This is a genomic window from Acrocarpospora pleiomorpha, from assembly GCF_009687885.1.
In the GTDB taxonomy this organism is placed as follows: domain Bacteria; phylum Actinomycetota; class Actinomycetes; order Streptosporangiales; family Streptosporangiaceae; genus Acrocarpospora; species Acrocarpospora pleiomorpha.
This window is the reverse complement of record NZ_BLAF01000006.1, coordinates 185,669-207,005: the sequence shown is the minus strand read 5'-3', so window position 1 is coordinate 207,005 and position 21,337 is coordinate 185,669. Positions and strand designations below refer to the sequence as shown.

Here is a 21,337-nt window from a genome sequence, read left to right as displayed (position 1 = left end):
GCCGAGCAGCGGGCGGCCCGGGCCGAGCAGGTCGCCGAGGACGCGCGGGCCGAGGCCGTGCGCGTACGGGACGACGCCACGGCGGCGCGCGAGCAGCTCGCCGCCGCGCACGCCGACCAGGTGGCCGCGCTGCGGGAGCGCATCACCGCGGCCGACCAGGCCGCCACCGACCTGCGCCAGCGCGCCGAACGGGCCGAGGTGCTGGCCGAGAGCGAGCGGGCCGAGCGGCTCGCCCTGGCGCAGCCGGCGGAAGAGGCCGAACCGCCGCAGTCCGATTGAAATTTCAACTATCTCCCCGGAAATGTCACTGCCCCCGGCTTAGATGAGCGCTGCCTGTCTGGCTCGGGGGCATCCCCTGCTGATGAGGAGAGCACGTGTCCGACCACAGCACCACCACGGCGGCGGCCGCCGCGCCCCGCAAGAGAGCCCATGACCACCGCCAGCTCGCCGAGGTCCTCAGCTGGACCCCAGGCCAGGTAAACCGGGCCCTGGCCGCCGGCGTCTTGCCGGCGTACGACATGAAGACGCCCCGCTGGTCGGGCCCGCTGGTCGACCAGCTGGAAGCCCGGCGCGAGGAGCTCACCACCGCGATCCCGGACGACGTGGACGGCGACGAGCTGATGACCCTACTGGGCATCACCTACGGCGACTACCAGCGCGGCCGCAACGCCGGCGTCATCCCCGGACCCGACCGCCCCTCCGCGTGGGGCCTCTTGTGGACCCGGGGCCTGGCCGAGGAGCTCGCCGGCCGGGCCGAGGAGATCCGCGCCGCGATCCCGCCCGCCCCGCTGGGCGCGCACCGCTGCGCCGCGCTGCTGTCGGAGCGCACGGGCCTGGACGTCGCCGTCGCCGACATCACAACACTCAACCGGCGCGACCTGACCAGCGTGGTGGACTGGTACAAGAAGTGGGCGCTGTACGACGTGGCCGCGCTCCTGGCCCTCATCGCCGATGAGGCCGGGCTGGCCACCCTGACCGAGATCGTGACCGAACGGCAGGCCTGGATGGCCGCCTCGATCACCGCCAAGGACGCCGCGCACTGGCTCGGCTGGCGCGTGGAGGACCTGCAACGCGTGGCGGGTGAGCGAGGCATGAAGCCCGGCCGGTTCGACCGGTGGGCGCGAACCGACGTCGCGGCCCTGACCGAGGATGAGGAGCTGATCGAGCGGGTACGGCGCGAGCAGCTGCTCGGCCCCGAGCAGGCCGCCGTCCACATGGAGATCCGGCGCCGTGACTTCGATTACGTCGTAGCTGCCGGGTGGGTGCGGCCGGTCCAGTGGGTGACCCGCGAGGTGGGCGTACGAAAAACGGTGGAGGTCCCGCTGTACCAGGTCGGTGATCTGGAGGACGCGCTGGCCGAGGTGCCCGGCGTCGACTGGGAGGCCGTCCGGGCGGTGAAGCCCGGCGGGGTCAGCCCGCTGCGCGAGCACACCCGGCTGCCGGCCGCCCGCGCCCAGGTGATCCGCGCGTTCTGCGCCCAGCTCGCCGCCGACCACAAGGTGGAGGTGTGGCCGCACTTCTGGAACGCCGGCGACCGGTGGGAGATCGACTGGGAGATCAACGAGGACGGCCACCCCACCAAGCCGGAAGTCGCGGCCGCGCTGTCGGCCCACCGCGGCGCCCGCCAGCACATCGACCACATCACCCTGTCCACCGCGGTGGGCCAGGTGATCCGCTGGGCCCGCGAATGCCTCAAGCCCGGCGCCGCCGTCGTCATCGACACCGAGACCACCGGCCTTGCCGGCGTCGTCGTGGAGATCGCCGTCGTGGACGCCTGCACCGGGGACGTGCTGCTGGACACCCTGGTCAACCCGGGCGGTGTGCCGGTCGAGGACGGCGCCCGGATGGTGCACGGGATCAGCGATGAGGCCCTGGGGCAGGCGCCCACCTGGGACCAGGTGTTCCCGCTGTTCCTGGCTGCGGTCGGCAGCGCCCGGCTGCTGGCCTATAACGCGCCGTTCGACCGGGCGGCGATCGCGGCCACCCACGCCAACGCCGGATTGTGGTCGGGCGGGCTGCCGGCCGGTGATCGGTGGGACTGCATCATGGACGCCCGCTCCACCTGGGCGCGCGTCGGCTACTGGCTCGCGCTGGGCGGTGGCCACCGCGCCCGGGGCGACGCGCTGGACGCCCGGCGGGTCCTGCAGGCGATCGGCACGCCGCACGGCGGGAGGTGACCCTGCCCGGCCGGAACACGAAAGGACGCCTTCCGCTCTCCGGAGGACTGCGGAGCAGGTGATCATGGGCGCTCGTCTAAATCCGGCTTCGTGGCGAGGGTGAACTCCCGGGGCTCGTGAAGCGTCCTTACCTCCGTCCCCCACGCTGACGAACAAGAGGTGCCCCCATGGGGATCATCAAGGACGCGAAGCTCGATGCCCTGCGCAAGGAGGCCGAGCGCGCCCTGCAGGAAGGTCGATGGGTCTTCGCCCCCCGGCTGAACACGCCAGCCACGCAGCACAACTTCTCCGGGTCCATATCCGGGTGGGCCGAGATGATCGAGATGATCGAGTCGCTCGGCTGGGGCATGGCCCACTGGAGCGTCTCCACGGACCCGAAGGGCCGGCCGGAGGCCTACCCGCTGTTCCGCCGCCGGGCCTGACCATCTCGAAACGCGACAAGGACGCCCCCGCTCTCCGAAGAGAGCGGGGGCGCCTTGTTCGGGTCGCCGCCCTGAGGGCGGTCGGAGCCCGGTTATCGTGGCTGGCCCCGAGGGGCCTGATAACGAGTCCGCGGGCCAGGTTACAGGCCGGACCGCTTGGGCGGGTAGATCGCCGTCGGCGCCAGGACCCGACCCTGGTTGTCGCGCGGGGCGGCAACCGGGGTGACCACCCGGCGCGCCTCCCACGCGGCGAGCAGGACCAGGCCGCCGTCGATCCAGTCCTGCACGCGGTCCTCGGACACCGCCCAGTCCGGCGGGATCCACCCGAGCAGCGCGGCAATGCGGCCGAGCGCGACCACCCCGATCACGATGATCATCCTGATCAGGATCGGCTGACGTTTGACGATGGCACCCATGGCCCTTAGACCTCCTCGTCGGGGTCGTCGGTGACCAGGTTGATGACCTGGATGGTCAGGGTCACCTGGCGGCCGTATTGGCCGTGGTGGCCGGAGGCCTGCACCGACACCGCCATGCCCTCGGGCCAGGACTCCAGCTCCGAGACGACGAACGCCTTGACGGCATCCAGCTGACTGGTGTCGCCGGACCCGGGCTGAGCCCGGACTGCCTTGATGACCGCCGCGGGGGTGCCGGCGGCTGCGAAACCAAAACTCATGGTGCTCCTTCTCGGGATGCCGCCCTCGAATGAGGGCGGAAAACAGGAAGACCCGCCGCATGTGGGCAGGTCAGGGGTGTGCAGTGATATTTCTTTACCGGTCGGCCGAGGCCTCGGGCGAGGTCTGCGGCGGCCGCCAGGACCACGTCATGTCCCAGGTCGCCTTGTCCACCCGGCCGTTCTCCGGCAGACCCGTCGCACGCTGGTAACCGCGGCAGACCGTGCGGGACTCAGGCCCGTACCAGCTGTCGACGTCGATGTTCCAGCCGCGCGTCTTGAGGCGCTCCTGCCAGAGCCGAATGTCCTCGCCGAACATCATGGGCTCGTCCACCATCAGCAGCCGCCCGGGCCACTGCGGGACGCCACCCTTCATGATGATCTTGATCGGGGGCGCAGGCTTGGGTGCGGGCTCGTCGTCGATCGGCATGCCCGCGTTCAGCCAGGACTGCAGGCGCGGCCCCGGGCAGCTGGTCGGGAAGGACTGGCCGTGGCCGCGGCGCAGCAGCTTGCGCCCGGCCCGCCGGCAGGACTCCTCATACAGCCAGCGGATCGACCGCAGCGCCGCCGGCGTCGGGTTGTTCTTCCCGATGAAGGCGGCCGAGATGCCGCTGCGGTTGTGGTTCGGGCAGTGCGCCCCGACCGCCAGCCAGCCGCGCCCCTCGTAGATGACGCCGTCCTCGTCGACGAGGAAGTTGTAGCCGACGTCGGACCAGCCGTTGTCGTCGATGTGGAAATCCTGGATGGACCGGATCGACTGGCCGCGAGGGCCTGCGGTGTGGTGGACGTAAAACTCGGTGCGTTGCGCCCAGGTGATCCGGTACACCGTGCTGGCCGGGCGCCGGGCGTTCCACCCTTCCCTGCTGATGATCTTCATGTGCTGTTCTCTCCTTTCTCGGGGGCCGCGGCGTAGGCCGCGGCGACCCGCCGGCGAGCCAGCTCCGCGTTCCGCGCGCCGAGCTCGATGCCGACGAACGAGCGGGCTTCCTCGGCGGCCGCGATACCGGTTGAGCCGGACCCGACGAACGGGTCCAGCACGGACCCGCCCGGCGGGCAGATCTGGATGAGCTGGCGCAGCACCGGGACGGGCTTCTGGGTGATGTGCACCCGGGTCTTGCCTCGGGGCTGCGAGCCCTCGACCAGGCCGGGCAGAAAGAGGGGCTCGGCGTGGCGCAGCGGCTGGCCGTTGGTGGCCCACAGGATGTACTCGCACTCGCGCCGGAACCCGTCCCGCTGCGGACGGCTGATCGGCTTGCGCCAGGGCACGATGCCGCGCCAGGTCCAGCCGCCGATCTGCAGCGCGTCGGACGTGGCGGGCAATTGCCTGAAGTCGGTGAAGACCAGCAGGGACGCGCCGTCCCGGCTGACCCGCAGGCACTCGATCAGGACCAGGGACAACCACAACGTGTAGGACCGCTGGTCGCGGTTGTCCCCGCCGGCGAAGTCGGCCAGCTCGCCGCTGGCGTCGGAGTCGCCGGAGACGTACTTGTCCCGCGCGGACTGGTTGCTTCTCTCGGAGTTGGTTCGGCCGCCGCTGTTGTACGGCGGGTCGGCCACGACCAGGTCGACGGACCCGTCGGGCAGGGTGGGCAGGACGGCGAGCGCGTCGCCCTGGTGGACGTGATGGGTGAGGGACATGCGGGCTCCCTGGCCGCGTACACCCGTGCGGGTGAGCGGGTCGGCGGGAGGGGGTGGCCGTGCGGGGGTTCCTGGCCCGGACTACCCCCGCGGAGCCCGGGCCAGGAGATCAGCGCGCGTACGACTACGCGCGGATGAGTGACAGCAGGGCGATCACCACGGCGGCGGCGGTGAGCATCACGCCCACGACGGCGATCAGGCGCCGGCGGGCCTCGGCGTGCTCCTCTTTGGTGACGAATCGCTCGTTCGCCTTGTGGAGCTCCTCCAGCCGGGCGTTGGTCGCCGAGCGGTCGTCATCGACCCGGCGCACCAGCTCGGCGTGCCGGGCGTCCACATGGTCGAGGCGCTGAATCACCAGGGCGAGCTGGCCCCGGATCTCGGTCAGACCTTGGACGACGACCAGGCGCAGCTCGGCCACGGCGCCCGCCAGGTCCTGGTCGGTCATCACGCTGTCCCGAGCAGAGCGGGCAGCTGCATGCCGACGAACCCGCCCGGCGGTTTGAGCGTGTGGCTCGGCAGCACGAAGCGCTCCTTGCTGGCGCGCAGGTGGTCCAGGGTGAGCTGGCGGGCGGCCACGCGGTGCGGGTCCAGGCTCAGGCCCTGGCGGATGGGGTCCAGCGGGTGCGGGTCGGCCTGGCGGCGGGACCCGACGTAGATCAGGGCGTCCTGGCGCTCCTTGCGCGGCGCGGCGGCGATCTTGATCCGGTGGGTCTTGACGGCCTGGATGCGGTGCAGGTGGGCCTGGCGGCGGGTCTCGTCGGACACGCCGGGGGTGTGCGGGCCGGGCAGGCCGTGGATCTCCTGCAGGATGGCCCTCGCCGCCTCGTCGTTGAACACCAGCGTGTCGCGGGGGTCGGGGATGAACGGCTCGTACTGGGCGACCTCCAGCAGCGTGTCGACGTCGCCGGGTTTGATGCCGTATTCGGCGCACCTCCACTCAAACAGCGAGTGGGGGAAGGCGTGGTCGACGTGCGCGCCGGAGGCCTTGTGCACGTGGTAGATGCACCACATCGGTTCCCCGCCGATCGGCACGTCCTCCGGCCGGCCCTCCTCCAGGCCGGTCAGTCCGGTGTACCCGAGCTCGACGTCCCAGGTCTGCAGCAGCTGCGCCACCGCCGCCCCCCTTCTATGCGTGCTGGTGAACCCACCAGTACATGGCGAACCCGGACGTGCCGGACTTGTTCATCCGGAAGCCGGTGGTGTTGGACTCGGTGATCGCGGCGGGCACGGGTACGAAGGTGGTCTCGTTGCCGACCGCGGCGCCGTCGCGGACCTGGGCGACCGGCCCCATGTTCCCGCTCATGGTCGAGCCGTAGGACAGGAAGCGGCTGTTGGGTGACCCGCCCGACCCGGCGAAGGTGATCGAGCCGGCCAGGACGCCGGCGGTCGGGCCGAGGTCGGCGAAGTCCCACCACCGGCCGACGTGGCGGGTCCGGCCGGAGGAGTCGAACCAGAAGTACTGCTCGTTCGACGAGTTGTTCTTGTAGCCCACCTGGCAGTAGCCCTCGGCGGCGTCGATCATGCCGCCGTTGTCGCCGGTCAGACCGGCGTTGCGGATGCGCATCCGGACCAGCCCGGCGGCGACCTGCAGCTCGGCGGCCGCCGTCGCGCCGATGTTGGTCCCGGAGGTGATCAGCAGCGTGGCCTCGCCGGTGTACATGTCGTCCCGGCAGGTGAAGCTGGTGTAGTTCGATCCGCTGGTCGGGTAGAGGCGGATCTCCGGATAGCTGGCGCCCGGCGGCGCGAGCTCGATCCGCGCGCCGCTCGCCGCGGTGCGGATCCAGGCCCCGGTGATGGTCATGCCGTCGATGGCGTCGGCGGCGATCGCTGCGGCGGTGATGGCCCCGGCGTCGATCTTGTCGGCCGTGATCGCGTTGGCGGCCAGGTGGCCGGTCTCGATCGCCAGCGCCTGGATCAGCGCCGCGGTGATGGACTCGGCGACGATCTTCTCGGCGGCGACCAGCGTCCCGTCCTGGATGTGAGCGCCGTCGATGACTTCACCGATCAGATCCGTATCGACCAGCGGGGTGGTGGCGATGGTGTCGTCCTCGCTGGCGGCCGACTCGTTGCCGGCCCGGTCGACCGCCACCAGGTGGAAGGTGCGGTCGGCGTTGTACGGCTCGCCGACCACCACGTAGGAGCCGGCCGCGCGGAAGGTCCCGATCTCGACGGCCGCGTCGATCCCGTCGCCCATGAAGATCTTCACCCGGTCGAAGTCGGACGGCATCGGCCCCAGGGACGGGTCCAGGCCCTGCCCGTCCCAGGTGACGTAGATGACACCGAGCCGGGTGGACAGGGTAGGCGCGGTGGGCACGGGCGGCGGGGTGACGTCGACCGGGATCTCGATCGCGAACGGAGTGCTGAACTCGCCCTTGGTGCCCTCGCTGACCGCACGCACTTTGAACCCGTACTCGGTTCCCACGATCAAGGGGCTGTAGGTGGCGTTGTTGTCGCCGGCGTCGGTGGCCACCAGCAGTTGCCACGGCTGGCCGACCTCGTTGATCCGCGCGTACAGCTCGTAGGAGTCGATGTCGATGGCCACCGAGTTGACGTCGTGGGTGACGAATCCCCAGGTCGCGGTGATCTGGCCGCGCGAGTAGCCGTGCTCGTCGACATAGGCGAGCGGATCCACGATCAGCCCGGCCGGCGCGGCGGGCACCCGGCCGGCGGGCGTCTCCGGCGCCGGGTCGACGCCGGTTCCGCCGTCGGCCGCCGACCCGCCGAGGATCCCGGCCGAGCGCCTGGTGAGCTTGATGTCGCGCTCGAGGAATCTGTCGTTCAAGACGAGGTTTCCGCCGATCACCCCGGCCTCGTCCTTGGTCAGCGTGATCTGCCGGACCCGCAGCGACTCCATCACCCCGGCGTCGCCCGGCGCGAGGATGCGGTCACCCGGCCGGTAGTCGGCCAGCGGAAGCCAGCGCGCCTCGTGCGGGGTCATGCCGCGCGTGATCTGCACCCGTTCGCGGCCGCCGCGCGCCAGCGCCTCCTCGGCCAGCAGCTGGGCGGTGCCGGCGTCGGTCACCCCGCCCTGGGCCAGATACTGCTCCCACCGCCCCCAGGGCGCGTCCGCGGTCGGATTGTCGACCTCCAGCTGCAGGACGCCCTCGCCCTGCACGAAGATCACGTCTGCGGCCTCCTCGTAGGTGCCCTCGCTGGGCGCCTCGGTGATGTCCCTGCCGATCCGCAGGTCGACCGGTGCGCCGCCGCTGGCCAGGTCCCGGCCGAGGAAGGTGTCGCCGTTGTAGACCTGCAGCGTCCGGCCGGAGGTGCGGAAGTCGATCAGGCCCTGCTCGCTCAGGTTGATCAGGACGGTCAGCAGGTCGACGCCGATCTCGTAGTAGACCGTCATCACCGACGCCCACGGCTGGCCGGCGCTGTCGTGGCTGGCGGTGAAGTCGACCGTCAGACCGGCCAGCGTCCCGCGCGCCTGGCCCTCCAGCACGAAGGTGCGCAGGATCGCGCCCGGGCTCACCCCCAGGAACGGCCTCTTCCCGTCGACCAGGTCGGCTGAGTCGGCGGGCGGGTACAGGATGCACTTCTTGGTCAGCCACACGTAGCCGGGGCAGGTGTAGGCGCGGGCGCCGGTCGGGTCGACCTCGTCACCGGATCGGGCGATCCGCAGGAACCGGCCGTCCGGCGGCTCGACCCATGCCCCGTTGGTCCAGGGCGCGGTGTACTCGAGCGCGATCTCGCCCGCCTGCAGGAGGTATTGGTAGCCGGGCGCGTGGGCGCTGTAGCCCAGGGATAGAGCGGGCACGTCGCCGAGCGGCATGCCGGCCTCGATGGACAGGGGCGCGGCCAGCAGCCCGCGCCGGGCCCCGTTCGGGTGGTAGGCCCTCAGCCGCAGATTGAACGCAGTCATCGGCGCATCACCGGAAGCTCCTCCGGGCGCGCACGGCCAGGCCGCTGGCGTCGCTGGTGCCGGTGGCCGTGCCGGAGACCTGGATCAGCCGGGACAGCGGGTCGGCGGCGTGGATGCGGGGGGTCAGGTGCAGCCACCGGTAGGCGCTGCCCGGGCCGGTGGCGTCCACGTTGCCGGTGACGTCGGTTCCGCCCGTCGGCGACCAGGTGTCGGTGGTGACCCGGGTGGCGGTCAGCGCGGCGCAGTCCAGCAGCAGGAACTGGCCGCTGCTGATGGTGCCGGTGTAGGCGACGGTGCCGCCGCTGGCCGTGTCGGACAGGGCCGGGTTGGTGGCCGGGCCCTTCACCCGCAGCACCGCGTCAGGGATGGGCGCGGTGCAGCCGGACAGCGCCGGGATCGCCCGGGCGGTCTCGTCCAGCAGGCCCGCGCTCCAGGTGTGGGTGAGCTCGGGCACGTCCCGCCAGTAGACGCCGGGGATGCGGGCCAGCATCGTGACCCGGGCCGCGTTCGCGCCGGCGAGCAGCTCGGGCTCGCTGCTGCTGATGAACTTGGCGTCGGTCTGGCGGATCATGTCCCCGCCGATGTGGTGGCGCAGGTCGACCAGCCGTCCGTGCGGGGACAGCACCGCGGCCAGGGCCTCAAGGTTGTGCTCCAGGTCCTCCTCGTTGCCCGCGCCACCCCAGGGTGCGCGGCCGCGGACCAGGAAGGTGAAGCCGAGCGTGGTGGTCTCCAACGGTTCGATCGTGTCACCGGCGACGGGGATCTCCCCGGCGCGGCCGGCCAGGGGGATCTCCACGCCGCGCGCCCCCGGGAAGGGGCGGCGGCCGGTGCCCTGCTGCAGGGTCCACAGTCCGTTCGGGTGGTCGAGCGGGATGCCGTCCACGCTGTAGGTACTCATCACATCCCCAGGGCGCCGGCGTACTGCAGGGTCCGGTTGGTCGTCTTGCTGGTGGGCTCGGCCACCGGGTTGTGCGTGGTGACGTTGATGATGGTCGTCTTGCCCATCACGCCGGGCCCGGGCCCGCCCGGCCCGTCGCCCCCAGGCGTGCCGCCGAAGCGCGGCGGCGGCGGGGTGAGCGCCTCCCCGGTAGCAATCGCGATCTTGGAGGCCGCCTTCAGCAGGCGGGCCCGCCGGGCCATCACGCCGCGCAGGATGCCCAGCATGGTGTTGCCGCCGACGCCGAACATGACCTTGGACGGCGACTTGATTTTCAACGCCTTCTTGATCGCCTCGGCCATGGACTTGCCGATAGCCACCATCTGCGACTCAAGGGTCTTGATCTGGGACTTTATGCCGGACAGGAAGCCTTTGCCCGACTGCTTGCCCGCGTCGAAGAGGGCGGACGCCGCGGTGTTGCCGACGTTCTTGGCGGCCTTGTCGATGCCGGCCTGCGCGGAGTTGATCGCGCCGAACGTGGCCGAGTCGGCGTCCAGGAACAGCTTGGCCAGGGACAGGCCCTCCTGCGGGCCGGCCGCGATGATCTGCCCCATCAGGGCCTTGTTGAGGCCGCGCTTGGCCAGCTTCTTGATCGCCGTCCCGAACTGCCTCAACTGGCTGAGCCGCTGCTGCAGGCCCTGCTGGATGCCGGCCGCGCTGGTCGCGCTGTCTCCCAGGTTGGTCAGGCCGGCGAAGCTGCGGGCGGCGTCGGTCACCTCGGCGGCCTTGTCCTGGGCCGCCTTCATGACCTCCAGCAGCGCGTTGCGTTCGGTCACCAGGTCGCGCAACTTGGCGGTGCCCGACTTGATGACGGCGACCAGCCGGTCTTCCTTCGGTCCGTCCAGGGCCTTCTTGACCAGGTCCGTCAGCTTCGCCGCGCTGGCCTTGATCTTGGCCAGGCCGTCGTCCATGCCCTTGGCCACGCCGTAGCTGATCATCTTTCCGATGAGCGCCATGACCTTGGACGGCGAGGCGATGCCGAGGGCCTTGCGCACCCAGTCCGGCATGATCCCGCTGAAAAAGCCCAAGATCTTGTCCTTGAGCCAGCCGGCCAGGCCCAAGATCCCGTTCCACAAGCCTGTAAGCAGATCCTTACCGGCGTTGAGCAGCAGCGATCCGAGATTGCCTAGGGCGCTGAGGATCCTGCCGGGCAGGCCCTTCAGCCAGTCGACGACTTCGCCGGCTTTCTTGATCGCCGACTGCGCGAGCTGGGAGAACCAGGCGGCGACCTTCCCGGGAAGTTCCTTTAGCCAGGTCACGGCTGCGACGACCGCTTTTACCCCGGCTTGGATCTTGGATTTGAGCCAGTCCCAGGCGGCACCGGTCTTGTCCTTGATCCACTCCCAGACCGCGGCGATGACTTCTTTGATCTTGTCCCAGTTGGCGATGATCAACGCCACCACCGCGACCACGGCGGCGATGATGAGGCCGATCGGGCCCATGGCGATCAGCCAGGCCAGCGCCACCCGGGCGGCCTGGGCCAGTGCCTGGGCGCCCATGAGCACCCAGCCGGCCACCACGCGCGCCGCGGTGGTGGTCATGGCCACCACCATCTTGGCGGCGTTGATCACGAACCCGGCCGCGGTCGTGGCCACGGTCACACCGAACCGCTGCACCGCGGCGCTGCCGGTGACCAGGGCGGGCCCCAGCTTGAGCGCCCCGCCGTACAGCAGGCGCAGCCCACTCACCAGCGGCGCGAGTTTGCTGCCGAGCAGGCCCGCCACCGTGGCGAACGCGAGCACCTGCGTGACCACGCCTTGGGCGGGCGCGGGCAGGGACAGGATCAGGCCGGCGATCGCGCCGAGCGGCCCGACCACCACGCTCAGGATCGGGCCCAGCTCGCGCGCGGTGTCGGCGATCAGCCCGAAGACGGTGGCCAGCTGCTGCTGACCGGCGGCCGAGGAAGACCAGGCCGCCATCCGCGCGGTCAGCGACTCGATGGTGGCCAGCAGGCCGGCCCCGTCGGTGTTGGCGCCCTTGAAGATGCCGGCCAGGAAGGCGCCGATGTTGGCGGCGATCCGGCCGAGGGTGGCCAGGGTCGCGCCGGCGCGCTGGATGATCGCGGTCATCTTGGCCGCGCCGCGCTCGGACGCCAGGAAGGCCGCCGCCGTCTTGGCGCCGCCGATCGCCCAGGCCAGGAACTGCTTGACCAGGGGCAGGCCGAGCGTGGCCAGCCGCAGCAGGATGGTCACCAGGGGCGACACCCCGCCCTTGAGCGTCTTGACCACGCCGGCGGTGCCGGCGAACACCTTGGTCAACTCGCCGCGGAAGAACGGCGTGGCGGCGACGCGCAGGCCCTCCCGCCCCACGCCGTTGATCTCGGCCGCTACCCCGACCATGCCTTTCTTCGCTGCCGGCAGCACGTTGGCGGTGGCGGCCGCCAGCGGCTTGGTGACGTTCTCGAACAGCTTCTGCTGGACGGCTTTCTGTAGCGGGTCCCAGGCCTTTTTCTTGAGGCCGGCCAGCTGCTTGACCACGCCCTGCGCCGCCGGAGACAGCTTCTTCAGGGCGGCGTCCAGGGCGGCGGCGTCTCCGCTGGCCACCGCCGACATGGCTTCGCCCATGCCTTGCATTCCGACCTTGGTGACCAAGGTGGCCACCTTCACGGCGACCAGCGCGGCCGGTAAGGCGGCCACCACCCCGAGCGCCGGCAGCAGCGCGGAGGTCAGCTGCAGGGCGCCGCTGGCCATGATGGCCAGCGCGTTGACCTTGGCCAGTCCGTTGAGCTTGGCCGAGCGGGCGATCAGCGAATCCAGCAGCCCGAGCGAGCGGGTGACGCCGGATTTGAACCGCTTGGTGTCCATCCCCAGACGGACCATCAAGGTCTTGAGCGTGGCCATGACCCACCCCCGCCCTGTGCTGCGTTGTGGTTAGTCCTGCGGGGTGGGCTGGAGCCGGATGTCGTTCCCGCCCAGGCGGGCGTTGATCTTCTGGACCCGGCTGTAGAGCTCGGCGGGGTCGACCGGTTCGCGGCTGTCCCAGCGCAGCCGTACGGCCTCGATCCCGCGGGCTCGCTTGCCCTTGCCGCGGTTGACGTTGATCACCGTGGCGGCGACCTGCGCGGCCAGGTAGTCGTCGCGGACCGGGCCGAGCGGGCCGGCCATCCGCTCATAGACCTGCCACTCGGTGAGCTCGCGCGAGCCGATCTCGTTCAGCAGCCGGCCGACCGTCATGTGCAGGTGGGAGGCCAGGCGGAAATAGAAGGCGCGCTCCGGGCGCGCCCTCATTCCCCCTCAAGTTCCTCCAGGTCATCCTCGGACAGGCCGGACAGCTTGCTGGCCACCTCGACCACCCGGGCCAGCGCGGCCGAGCTCTTGCGGCCCAGCGCGCTGATCTGGTCCTTGCTGAACAGCAGCTGGCCGAGCTCGTCGACCAGAGTGAGCTGGGCCAGCTTGGCGCGGAAGTTCTCGTTGCGCAGCTGGTTGTTCTTGCCGACCAGCGACTGTTCGAACCGGTCGCGCTCGGTGCCGGTCAGCGAGCGCACTCGCACCGTGCCGCCCCATTCGGGGACCGGCACGTCCTCGTAGGCGCGGTCGTCGGTGGCCATGATCTGGCCGGCGGTGAGCAGCGCCGGCCGCGCGGCCGCCGCGGGCGGTGCCGCTTCCGCCGGCGCGGCCGCGGGCGGTGCCGCTTCCTCGGTGCCGGCGCTCCCGTAGGGCTGGTTGCCGTACGGCTGGTTGTGGGTGGGGTGGGTCACGCGCTTGCTCCGATCAGGTAGATGTCGTACTCGACCGCGCTGCCCGACCCGCTGTTGGCGACCTGCAGCAGGTCGGCCGTGGTCGCGGTGACCGGGTACGCCGTGGCGTCGGCGGGCCCGGCCCACAGCGCGATGCCGGCGCCGGGCCGCACCACGAGCTTGTCGCTGACGTCGGCGAACGGGCCGAGCCAGCCGGCCGACTCGGCGCCGCCCACCAGCACGTTGTTGACGTTGGCGGCGGCCGCCATGATGATCATGATTTTTACGCGGGCCATCGCGGCCGTGCTGCCCAGCGCGGTCTCCAGCGTCCCGGCCAGGTCCAGGGATTCCGACGAGCTGGCCGCGATCGATCGGTGGTCGCTGAAGACTCGGTCGGCGCGGCCGGCGCCGGTGCCGGACTCCAGCTCGACCACGTGCCGCCGGTCGATGCGGGACTTGGGGCTCTCCAGGTCGGCGACGCCGGTCAGCAGCGCGAGCAGCGACAGGGTGAGCTTGGTGTCCAGTGCCACGGGGGTTCCTCTCGGGTCAGCTGATGACCGGCTTGCCGGTCACCTTGAACGTGACCTCCGCGCTCAGGAGATCGTCGTGCGGGCCTTCCGGCGAGAAGCCGGTGAGCCAGGCCTTGAACGACCACATCGCGCCGGTGATCTGTGGCCAGACCAGCTGGTAGTCCCGGGCCTCGGTGTCGTCCAGGTCCTCCAGGAGCGAGTCGTGCTCGTTCGGGTTGTAGCGGAGCTCGATCGAAACCTCGCCACCGTCTTTCAGGCCCGCGATGTACTCGCGGTAGGCGTCGGGCGTGTCGTGCGCCGTGCTCTCGTAGGTCTCCCGCTCGATCTCGGGGCCGCCGATGTTGGTCACCGCGGCGATGGTGGTGAAGGTGGCCGGGGATCCCATGTCGGATCGCTGCAGCTGGCAGCCGTACCCGTCTACGCCGGACATCGGCGCCTCCTAGTTCTGTCGGGGTTGGGTGACCCAGACCCGGAATCGGGCCTGGGCCTGGCGGCGGTTCGGGCTCTGGTTGCCGCTGGTCTTGCGGACGCCGTCGGCCTTGTGGGCGATGGAGATCAGGTCCCAGCCGTCGATGTCCAGGGGCTGGCGGTGCAGCAGCGCGACCACCTCGGCGATGATCAGCGAGGCCTGCCGGTTGCCCGTGTAGTCCGACCACGCGTTGATGATCACGATCACCTCGTAGCCGCGCGAGGTGTGGTCGTCCATGGGCGTCTCGGTGATCTCGCCGAACGTCAGGTAGGGCACCGTGCTGCCCTCGGGCGGCTCGTCCCACAGGCCGCTCACCTCGGCCAGCGGGCCGCTGGTGGCCGCCTGCGCGGCCGGGTGGACCTTGGCGTGGATGGCCTGTTGGACCGGCCAGAGTGCGCTCACTCGGGCAGCCACCGATCGATGGCCCGGCGGGTGATCTCCTCCAGGTGGGCGTTGGCGTCCTCGGCCGCGGGCTCCAGGAACGGCTGGGCGTCCATGGATTCGGTGCCCTTCTCCACGAAGATCGAGTAGTAGCCGTCGGGCTCGAACACGCCGACCTGAGCCGTCATCCTCTTCTTGCTGACCCGCTTGTCGATGTGCGCGCCCAGGAACCCGGTGTCCACCGCGACGTCGGCGACGGCGTGGTCCTGCACGTGCTCGGCCCACTCCGCGGCGACGTCCCCGCCGGCGCCGTCGATGTCGTTGAACATGCGGTGGATCTGCCGGCGGACGGCTCGCGCGTCGATGTCGATGTCCACTACAGCGGCTCCTCTCCCTGCCGGTGCCGGCAGTCGGCGCGCAGGTAGATGTGCTGGGAGGGCGGGTAGACCGCCAGGACCTCCAGGGCCAGGCCGTCGACCTGCAGCCGGTCGCCGCGCTTGATGTCGGCGCCGGCCGAGAAGTACACCGGCCAGCTCAGGTCGCCGCCGCCGGCCGCGGCCACCTCACGCTCGATCGCGGTCGGCTGGGAGCGGCGGCACGGCAGGATGCCGACCGCCACCCAGGCCGAGGCGCGGCCGCCGCCGCCGTCGTCGGTGTCGTCCTTGCGGGTGACCGCCGCCGTGGTGTTGAGCAGGTGATCGATGCTCATGTGCGCGCCGAGTAGGGGCCGAGCCGGTTGATCTCCTCGGTGGTCAGCGCGATGCCGGCCACCGCCCAGGCCGCCTGCCAGTCGGCGAGCCTTTCGCTGGTCTTACCGGCCGGGTTCTCCCAGCCGGAGCGCGCCAGCCGCAGGCAGATCGACCGGGCGACGGCCGGGATCGGGGCGTGCCCGGCGGTCCAGGCCACGATCACCGATCGCTGCCGGCAGGGCCAGTAGCAGCGGCGGCGGGTCAGGATGCCGTTCGTGCTCCACCGGTAGTCGGTGCCGTAGACCAGCTCGGTCGGCTCGTCGTCCTCGTCCAGCACGGTGACCGAGTCGATCGCGGTGACCGGCCAGCGCGGCAGGATCAGGTGGCGGCCGCCGGGCCCGTCCAGGGTTTCGGTCTGGCTGGCCAGCTGCAGGGACTGGCCGGTGGCGTTGTCGATCTCGCCGGTGGCCAGCTCCAGGTTCAGCTCGGCCCGGGCGCGCTCGTTCTCGGTCAGGCCGTCCTCGCCCCGGCCGAGCAGGACGGCGAACTCCTCAGCCGTGGCGTAGGCCATTACTCGGCCGGCGGCTGCTGGGTGCCGTCGCCCTGGCCGTCGCCCTGGCCCTGGCCGCCGCCGGTCTCGGGCGGCTGCTTGGCGGCGGGCTTCTTGGCCGGTGCCTTACCGCGGCCGCCGCGGGCGGGCTGTTCGACGGGCCGGGTTCGGATCTCGCCGTCCGGGCCTTCGCACTGTACGGCGGCGCCGTCGGCGATCAGCTTTTCGGCGGTCTCGTTGGGAAACTGGGCACGCTGGCCCGGGCCGACGCTTCGCTCCGCGTCGGCGTGCAACCGCAGCATCTCGACCCACATGATCTCTTCTCCTTCGGGTGGTGCCTGTGGCCGGGCACGGGGACACACCCGGCCACAGGGGAACGGGGGTGATCTAGGACAGGGGCAGCTTGCGGCCGCGGTTGCGCAGCACGATGGCGTCCGATACCAGCGCCGGCGTGGTTCCGGCCTTGGCGGTCACCGAGACGCGGATGTAGCGCTTGATGCCCTTGTAGCCGATGATGTGCAGCTGCTCGTCGTTGGCCGCCGCGACCGTCGGCTCGGTTCCGTCCAGGTCGCCGTCGGCCACCGGGGTGAAGGAGGCGTTGTCGTCGGACTCCTGGACCTCGAAGGTCTGGGAGGGGTTCACCGTGCCGCCGATGGTGCCGGCGTGGATGATGACCAGTGCGCCGTCGTAGCCGGTCAGGTCGACGCCGGTGCCGTTGACCGGCACCGCGGGGTCGGAGCGGTTGGCGGCCGGCAGCGAGATGACGGCGCCGATGTTGTTCTTCAGGTCCAGCCTGGACATGTTTCTCCTTCAGGTTCAGTCGCTGGCGATCGTCGCGGTAACCGTGGGATCCGACCCGCCTGACAGGGTTTGCAGGCGGGCGCGGACGTAGCGGACGAGGTGGGCGGTGGCCGGGGTGACAAGGCCGCCTTGACCTTGCTCGGAGAGCTCATCCAGGACCGCCCACCTCACCCCGTCGTGCGAGCCCTCCAGCAGGACCGTGGCGCTGGTGGGAGCGCCGGTCACGGTGACGATCATGGTGTGGCGCCCCTTGATCGCCTCCAGGTCCTTCGCCTCACCGGTCGCTGCCGCGGTGGCTTCGGACAGGGATGTGAAGGGCAGCATCAGGCCACGACCTTCAGGCGGACGAACGGCTCCTCCAGGATCGGCATCGCGTCGGTTTCCAGGCGGCCGATGAACCCCACCTGGTTGGTCTCGGCGTACAGCTCGACCAGGCGCTGCAGTTCCATGTCGAGGGCGTCCACGATCCAGTAGAAGGAGAAGTCGGCGATCATGCCGACGTAGCTGCCGTCGGTGTAGGTGGAGGGAACCCACTCCGACAGGGTGTAGGGGACGTCCAGGATGGTGTCGGGCCGGTCCTGGGCCAGGCCCGGCTGCCAGATGAACTGGCCGGTGCCGGCGGCCGCGCCGGAGTCGGTGCGGATCTTGCGGATCCGGGCGATGGAGTTGCGGTGAAACAGCCACCGCGCCTTGGCGTGGTAGGCCGCCTTGAGGGTGTACTTGGCGTCGATCAGCCCCTCACCGCTGATGTCCCACTCATCGCTGGCGATGCTGCCCACGGCGACGTCGCGGTTGGTGGAGATGCCCTGGTTGGAGGCGGTGAACAGGCCCAGCGGCTTCTGGTTGCCGTTGCCGGTCATGAACGCCTTCTCCTGGGTGACCCCGAACTTGTACTCCAGGCGGGCCCGCACGATCGCCTCGGGGTCCATCGAGGCGCGGCGCAGCAGGGTGCGGGAGATCTTGACGCGCTTGGCCAGGGGGTGCGGGCGCAGCTCGCGGCCGCCGAACCGCAGCGCGTCGTCCTGGCTGCCGGTGGCCACCTCCGCGGTCCAGTCCGCGTCGTTCAGGTCGGTGTCCAGGGTGGGCACGCCGAGGCTCTCGCCCTCGGTCAGGGTCATGACGGTGGCCAGCTCGCGCATGGGCACCGCGTCGTCCAGGTTCTTCAGCAGCATCTGCACCCACTGCTGCGGGGCGACCAGGTAGCCGCCCTCCGGGTCGCTGCCCATGTTCAGCGCCCGGATCTGCTCCTCGTTCATGGCGGCGCGGCCGTCGCGCAGGAAGGCGCTCCACGCGCGCGCCTTGCGCTCTTCCTCGCTGCCCGTGCCGGGCCCGTTCGGATCGTCTTTGGGCGGGTTGATCGCCGCGTCGCGCTTCTCCCGCTCGCGGAGCTTCTCCTCCCGTTCGATCGTGCGGTCCAGCCCGTCGGCCTCGTCCATGAGCTTGTCGAAGCGGGTCTCCTCCTCCCCGCTCATCGCGCGGCCCAGCGCCTGGGCGCCGTCCATGATGCTGCGCGCGTCCTTGGCCAGCTGGGCGCGCTTCTGCCGCAAGGCGTTGATGTCCACGCCTGCCTCCATTCGTGATGCGGACAGCCGCCAGCGCAGGACCGGACCGGCCCTGTGGCGGAGATCGGATGGGTTAAACAGTCGTTAAACAGTCGCCTCGAGGAGGCGCAGCCGCCGCGCTCGGGCGGCGTCGTCCGCCGGATCCTTGGCCGGCGGCTGGTCGGGGAGCATGCCCTGCAGGGCGGTGATCGCCGCGCGGACCGCGTCCGGGTCGAGCGCACCGCGGCGGCCGCCGGTCAGGGCGCGGGCCAGCGCGAGCGCGCCGGCCCGGTCCGGATCGGCGATCGCGTCCGGGTCCAGCGGCAAGGGCACGACGGAGATCTCATACAGCTCCCACATGTCGGGCACGCCGTGCTCGTCGATGTCGTGGACGCCGAACCCGACCGACACCGCGTTGAGGTAGCCCTTGCGGATCTTCCGGTCGACCTTGGCGGCGAAGTCGTCCTCCAGGTCGAAGTCGAGCAGGGCCCGCAGCTTGTCGCCCTCGACCGTGACCTCGGCCGCGCGGCCGATCGGCAGCGCGTCCCGCCCCCAGTACTCGTGGTCGTACATGATCACCGGGTTGTTGCGGTAGCGGGCCAGGTCCAGGCCGGACATCTGCAGGTCCAGGCCGTCGGCCTTGATGCCAGCGGTGGCCGCGGTGAACGGGATGGGCCCGCCCTCGGCGGCGCGGGCGATGTCGGCGTAGCCGTACCCGCGCAGGTGCCGCACGCTCATCAGTTCCTCCCGAAGGGGTCGGCCGGGCCGGGCACGAAGATCGCCAACGGCTGGACGGCGAGGGGTGAGGCGCACGCGGCCGACGGCGGGCGAAGGTGCCACCAGGCGCCGGAGGCCCCGCGTTCGGCGGCGCAGCGGCACCGCGCGCAGTGGCCCGCCTCGATACCCGGGGGCGGACTCGCAGTATTCATGATCACTCCCTGTCAGGCGGGCACCAGCTGGCAGTCACAGCCGGGATGCAGCGGCGGGTGGTGGATGTTGCGGTCGACGGCCAGCTGCTGGCCCTCGGCGCCGTCGAGCTGGGCGCCCTGCGCGACGAACGGGCTTTCGATGTCGGCGATGGCGCCGTCCAGCGCGCCGCAGTAGGCGCAGTCCTCGGACCCGATGGTCACCCAGCGGACCGACCGCACGCCGGCCGCCCGCCAGACTTCCCGCGCGCTGGCGTTGGCCAGCTGGACGCGCTGCCAGGCGGCGATCCGCCCGGGCCGCTCGTTGACCCACTTGGCCAGCCGTGCCAGGACGGCGGCCGCCGGGCTGGACGCGCCGAGCTGGGCGGTCAGCTGGCCGAGCTCGGAGGCGATCCGGTAGCCGACGTGGCTGGCGACGTAGGAGGCCACCCACTGCTGCAGGTCCACCGCGGCGTCGTAGGCGACATCGGCCGCGGCGTCCTCGGCGATCGCTGCGGCGAACTCCCCGAACAGCGGCGTCCAGACCTCGCTGGTGCGCTGCATGATCGTGCCGCGGTAGAGCTCCTGCAGCGCGTCCAGGAACGCCTGCTCGCTGATCACCCCGCCGGTCAGGTGCTCCTCGACCAGGGCGGTCACGCGCTCCTGTTCCAGCTCGGCCAGGCCGACGTCGGCGGCCTCGATCAGCGCCGCGTACCGGTCGGCGATCTTCTCCCGCACCGGCAGGCCGCGGCCGCGCAGCCCGAGCCCGCGCGGATCCTCCTCCGGGTCGTCCGGCAGCGGCGCCGGCGGTGGCGGCGCCGGGGCGGGCGGCGCCTTCTTGGCATCCTCCAGCTCTTTCGGGCTGGGCGCGGGGACCATGTTGAGCGGGATCAGGTACACCTCGCCGCGCCCGTCCGGCAGCGGGTTGCGGTTCTCCATCTCGGCCACGTCGTCCGCGCTCAGCCAGCCCCAGTTGCGGCCGATCCGGTAGGCCTCGTATCGGCTCTTGGTGTCGCCCCGCAGCAGCCCGTCGACCAGGTGCTCGGCGAAGAACCGCGGCCGCTCGCCAGCGGTCAGCAGCCGGGTGTAGATCGCCTGCTCCCAGCGGACCAGCCAGATCCGCAGCGCGCTGGTGACGTAGTCGAGCGCCTGGTGCTCGATGTTGGTGTAGGTCGCGTGCTCCAGGTCGCCGATCTTGTGCGGGGGCAGGCGCAGCCAGCGGGCCATGTCGGCGACGCTGAACTTGCGGGTCTCCAGGAACTGGGCGTCCTCGGGGTTCATCCCGATCGACTCCCACTCCATGCCCTCTTCCAGGATCGCGATCCGCTGGGCGTTGTCGAGCCCGCGGTGCATCTCCTCCCAGTCGGCCCGCAGCCGCTTGGAGGCGGGCGGGCCGAGCACCTTGGGCGTCTTGAGCACGCCGGAGGGGCGGGAGCCGTTGGAGAACAGGGCGCTGCCGTACCGCTCGGTGGCCAGGCCCAGCCCGATGGACTGCCGCGCGAGCGATACCAGCGAGTAGCCCTCGATGCCGTTGCTGCCCAGGCCGTGCACGTGCAGGACCTCGTCGGGGTGCAGCATGGCGTAGATGCCGTTGACGTCGTCGGTGTAGCGGTACATCAAGGTGAACTTGCCCGAGCTGGTGCGCTTGATCTCCGGCTTGGTCCGCTCGGGCCTCAGCGGCCACAGCTCGACCACGTTGCCGGCGCCGTTGCGGACGATGTTGGCGTACCCGCCGCGCCAGGTCATCGCGTGCCCCTGCAGCGTCTCCCGCAGCGCGACGCTGGACATGAACGGGTTGGGCTGGTCGTGCAGCACCCCGTACAGGGCGTGCTCGGTCGCCCGCCGCTTGCCGCGCGGCAGCCGCTCGTAGGTGATGAGCGGCAGCGAGGCCAGGTCCTCGGAGATCACCCGGATGCCGGCGAAGAACGGGCTGTAGTGGAGGGCGGTCTCCTCCGAGACGTGCACCCCGGCCGCGGCCGATCCGCCCGCCCACCAGTCCTCGATCCACTTCTCGGGCGTGGCGATGTCGGAGGAAGGCAGCACGCTCGCGCGTGCGGCGGGCGCCAGGGCAGCGCGGACCAGGCCCACG

At 71.1% G+C, this 21,337-nt stretch carries 27 protein-coding genes; 3 read left to right on the top strand and 24 right to left on the bottom strand.

The features are described from left to right. The 3 genes from Aple_RS05370 to Aple_RS05360 all read left to right on the top strand — a co-directional run. Nucleotides 1–279 (top strand): hypothetical protein (locus Aple_RS05370; RefSeq protein ID WP_373869569.1); only part of this gene is annotated, 279 nt, incomplete at its 5' end. A gap of 95 nt (nt 280–374) precedes the next feature. Next, complete coding sequence (locus Aple_RS05365; protein ID WP_155343334.1) at nt 375–2,177, top strand: 3'-5' exonuclease; 1,803 nt, start codon at nt 375–377, stop codon at nt 2,175–2,177. A 167-nt stretch (nt 2,178–2,344) separates the two neighbouring features. Next, complete coding sequence (locus tag Aple_RS05360; protein ID WP_155343333.1) at nt 2,345–2,599, top strand: hypothetical protein; 255 nt, start codon at nt 2,345–2,347, stop codon at nt 2,597–2,599. Nucleotides 2,600–2,739: 140 nt separating this feature from the next. Here Aple_RS05360 and Aple_RS05355 read toward each other — a convergent pair whose 3' ends face one another. The 24 genes from Aple_RS05355 to Aple_RS05240 all read right to left on the bottom strand — a co-directional run bounded on the left by Aple_RS05355 (nt 2,740) and on the right by Aple_RS05240 (nt 21,336). Continuing rightward, nucleotides 2,740–3,015 carry a hypothetical protein gene (locus Aple_RS05355; RefSeq protein ID WP_155343332.1) on the bottom strand — a complete coding sequence of 92 codons (276 nt, stop codon included), beginning with the start codon at nt 3,013–3,015 and terminating at the stop codon, nt 2,740–2,742. A gap of 5 nt (nt 3,016–3,020) precedes the next feature. Then, the gene (locus Aple_RS05350; RefSeq protein ID WP_155343331.1) at nt 3,021–3,272 is read right to left on the bottom strand and encodes a hypothetical protein; all 252 of its coding nucleotides are present in this window, start codon (nt 3,270–3,272) and stop codon (nt 3,021–3,023) included. A 94-nt stretch (nt 3,273–3,366) separates the two neighbouring features. Further along, nucleotides 3,367–4,146, bottom strand: a complete 780-nt coding sequence (locus Aple_RS05345; RefSeq protein WP_155343330.1) for a peptidoglycan recognition protein family protein — start codon at nt 4,144–4,146, stop codon at nt 3,367–3,369. Continuing rightward, nucleotides 4,143–4,907: a DNA-methyltransferase gene (locus Aple_RS05340; RefSeq protein ID WP_155343329.1), complete on the bottom strand. Its 765-nt coding sequence runs from the start codon at nt 4,905–4,907 to the stop codon at nt 4,143–4,145. The genes Aple_RS05345 and Aple_RS05340 overlap by 4 nt, the downstream gene beginning before the upstream one ends. Before the next feature lie 124 nt (nt 4,908–5,031). Next, the gene (locus Aple_RS05335; RefSeq protein WP_155343328.1) at nt 5,032–5,352 is read right to left on the bottom strand and encodes a hypothetical protein; all 321 of its coding nucleotides are present in this window, start codon (nt 5,350–5,352) and stop codon (nt 5,032–5,034) included. Beyond that, the gene (locus Aple_RS05330) at nt 5,352–6,020 is read right to left on the bottom strand and encodes a hypothetical protein (protein WP_155343327.1); all 669 of its coding nucleotides are present in this window, start codon (nt 6,018–6,020) and stop codon (nt 5,352–5,354) included. The genes Aple_RS05335 and Aple_RS05330 overlap by 1 nt, the downstream gene beginning before the upstream one ends. 13 nt (nt 6,021–6,033) lie before the next feature. Further along, nucleotides 6,034–8,769 (bottom strand): phage tail protein, encoded by a 2,736-nt coding sequence (locus Aple_RS05325; RefSeq protein ID WP_155343326.1) that lies wholly within the window; start codon nt 8,767–8,769, stop codon nt 6,034–6,036. Nucleotides 8,770–8,776: 7 nt separating this feature from the next. After that, nucleotides 8,777–9,667, bottom strand: coding sequence for a hypothetical protein (locus Aple_RS05320; RefSeq protein WP_155343325.1), 891 nt, complete (start codon nt 9,665–9,667; stop codon nt 8,777–8,779). Further along, on the bottom strand, nt 9,667–12,546 hold the full coding sequence (locus Aple_RS05315; RefSeq protein WP_155343324.1) for a hypothetical protein: 2,880 nt from the start codon (nt 12,544–12,546) through the stop codon (nt 9,667–9,669). The genes Aple_RS05320 and Aple_RS05315 overlap by 1 nt, the downstream gene beginning before the upstream one ends. 30 nt (nt 12,547–12,576) lie before the next feature. Beyond that, complete coding sequence (locus Aple_RS05310; RefSeq protein WP_155343323.1) at nt 12,577–12,933, bottom strand: phage tail assembly protein T; 357 nt, start codon at nt 12,931–12,933, stop codon at nt 12,577–12,579. Next, nucleotides 12,930–13,403: a phage tail assembly chaperone gene (locus Aple_RS05305; protein ID WP_246264147.1), complete on the bottom strand. Its 474-nt coding sequence runs from the start codon at nt 13,401–13,403 to the stop codon at nt 12,930–12,932. Before Aple_RS05305 ends, Aple_RS05310 begins: the two co-directional genes overlap by 4 nt. Continuing rightward, nucleotides 13,400–13,912 carry a hypothetical protein gene (locus Aple_RS05300; protein ID WP_155343322.1) on the bottom strand — a complete coding sequence of 171 codons (513 nt, stop codon included), beginning with the start codon at nt 13,910–13,912 and terminating at the stop codon, nt 13,400–13,402. Before Aple_RS05300 ends, Aple_RS05305 begins: the two co-directional genes overlap by 4 nt. Before the next feature lie 16 nt (nt 13,913–13,928). Further along, entirely contained in the window at nt 13,929–14,342 is a 414-nt protein-coding gene (locus Aple_RS05295; RefSeq protein WP_155343321.1) for a phage tail tube protein, read from the bottom strand. 9 nt (nt 14,343–14,351) lie between these two features. After that, nucleotides 14,352–14,795, bottom strand: a complete 444-nt coding sequence (locus tag Aple_RS51845) for a DUF3168 domain-containing protein (RefSeq protein ID WP_170321294.1) — start codon at nt 14,793–14,795, stop codon at nt 14,352–14,354. Further along, the gene (locus tag Aple_RS05285; RefSeq protein WP_155343319.1) at nt 14,780–15,139 is read right to left on the bottom strand and encodes an HK97-gp10 family putative phage morphogenesis protein; all 360 of its coding nucleotides are present in this window, start codon (nt 15,137–15,139) and stop codon (nt 14,780–14,782) included. Before Aple_RS05285 ends, Aple_RS51845 begins: the two co-directional genes overlap by 16 nt. Next, nucleotides 15,139–15,471, bottom strand: coding sequence for a phage head completion protein (locus Aple_RS05280; RefSeq protein ID WP_155343318.1), 333 nt, complete (start codon nt 15,469–15,471; stop codon nt 15,139–15,141). Before Aple_RS05280 ends, Aple_RS05285 begins: the two co-directional genes overlap by 1 nt. Further along, nucleotides 15,468–16,022: a hypothetical protein gene (locus Aple_RS05275; RefSeq protein ID WP_155343317.1), complete on the bottom strand. Its 555-nt coding sequence runs from the start codon at nt 16,020–16,022 to the stop codon at nt 15,468–15,470. Before Aple_RS05275 ends, Aple_RS05280 begins: the two co-directional genes overlap by 4 nt. Further along, nucleotides 16,022–16,315, bottom strand: coding sequence for a hypothetical protein (locus Aple_RS05270; RefSeq protein WP_155343316.1), 294 nt, complete (start codon nt 16,313–16,315; stop codon nt 16,022–16,024). Before Aple_RS05270 ends, Aple_RS05275 begins: the two co-directional genes overlap by 1 nt. A 73-nt stretch (nt 16,316–16,388) precedes the next feature. Then, nucleotides 16,389–16,802: a hypothetical protein gene (locus Aple_RS05265; RefSeq protein ID WP_155343315.1), complete on the bottom strand. Its 414-nt coding sequence runs from the start codon at nt 16,800–16,802 to the stop codon at nt 16,389–16,391. Nucleotides 16,803–16,817: 15 nt separating this feature from the next. Then, nucleotides 16,818–17,126 carry a hypothetical protein gene (locus Aple_RS05260; RefSeq protein WP_155343314.1) on the bottom strand — a complete coding sequence of 103 codons (309 nt, stop codon included), beginning with the start codon at nt 17,124–17,126 and terminating at the stop codon, nt 16,818–16,820. Further along, entirely contained in the window at nt 17,126–18,364 is a 1,239-nt protein-coding gene (locus Aple_RS05255; protein ID WP_170321293.1) for a phage major capsid protein, read from the bottom strand. The genes Aple_RS05260 and Aple_RS05255 overlap by 1 nt, the downstream gene beginning before the upstream one ends. Nucleotides 18,365–18,448: 84 nt before the next feature. Continuing rightward, on the bottom strand, nt 18,449–19,081 hold the full coding sequence (locus Aple_RS05250) for an HK97 family phage prohead protease (protein ID WP_155343312.1): 633 nt from the start codon (nt 19,079–19,081) through the stop codon (nt 18,449–18,451). Further along, on the bottom strand, nt 19,081–19,272 hold the full coding sequence (locus tag Aple_RS05245) for a hypothetical protein (protein ID WP_155343311.1): 192 nt from the start codon (nt 19,270–19,272) through the stop codon (nt 19,081–19,083). Before Aple_RS05245 ends, Aple_RS05250 begins: the two co-directional genes overlap by 1 nt. Before the next feature lie 12 nt (nt 19,273–19,284). After that, nucleotides 19,285–21,336: a phage portal protein gene (locus Aple_RS05240; RefSeq protein ID WP_170321292.1), complete on the bottom strand. Its 2,052-nt coding sequence runs from the start codon at nt 21,334–21,336 to the stop codon at nt 19,285–19,287. Nucleotide 21,337 lies beyond the last annotated feature (1 nt).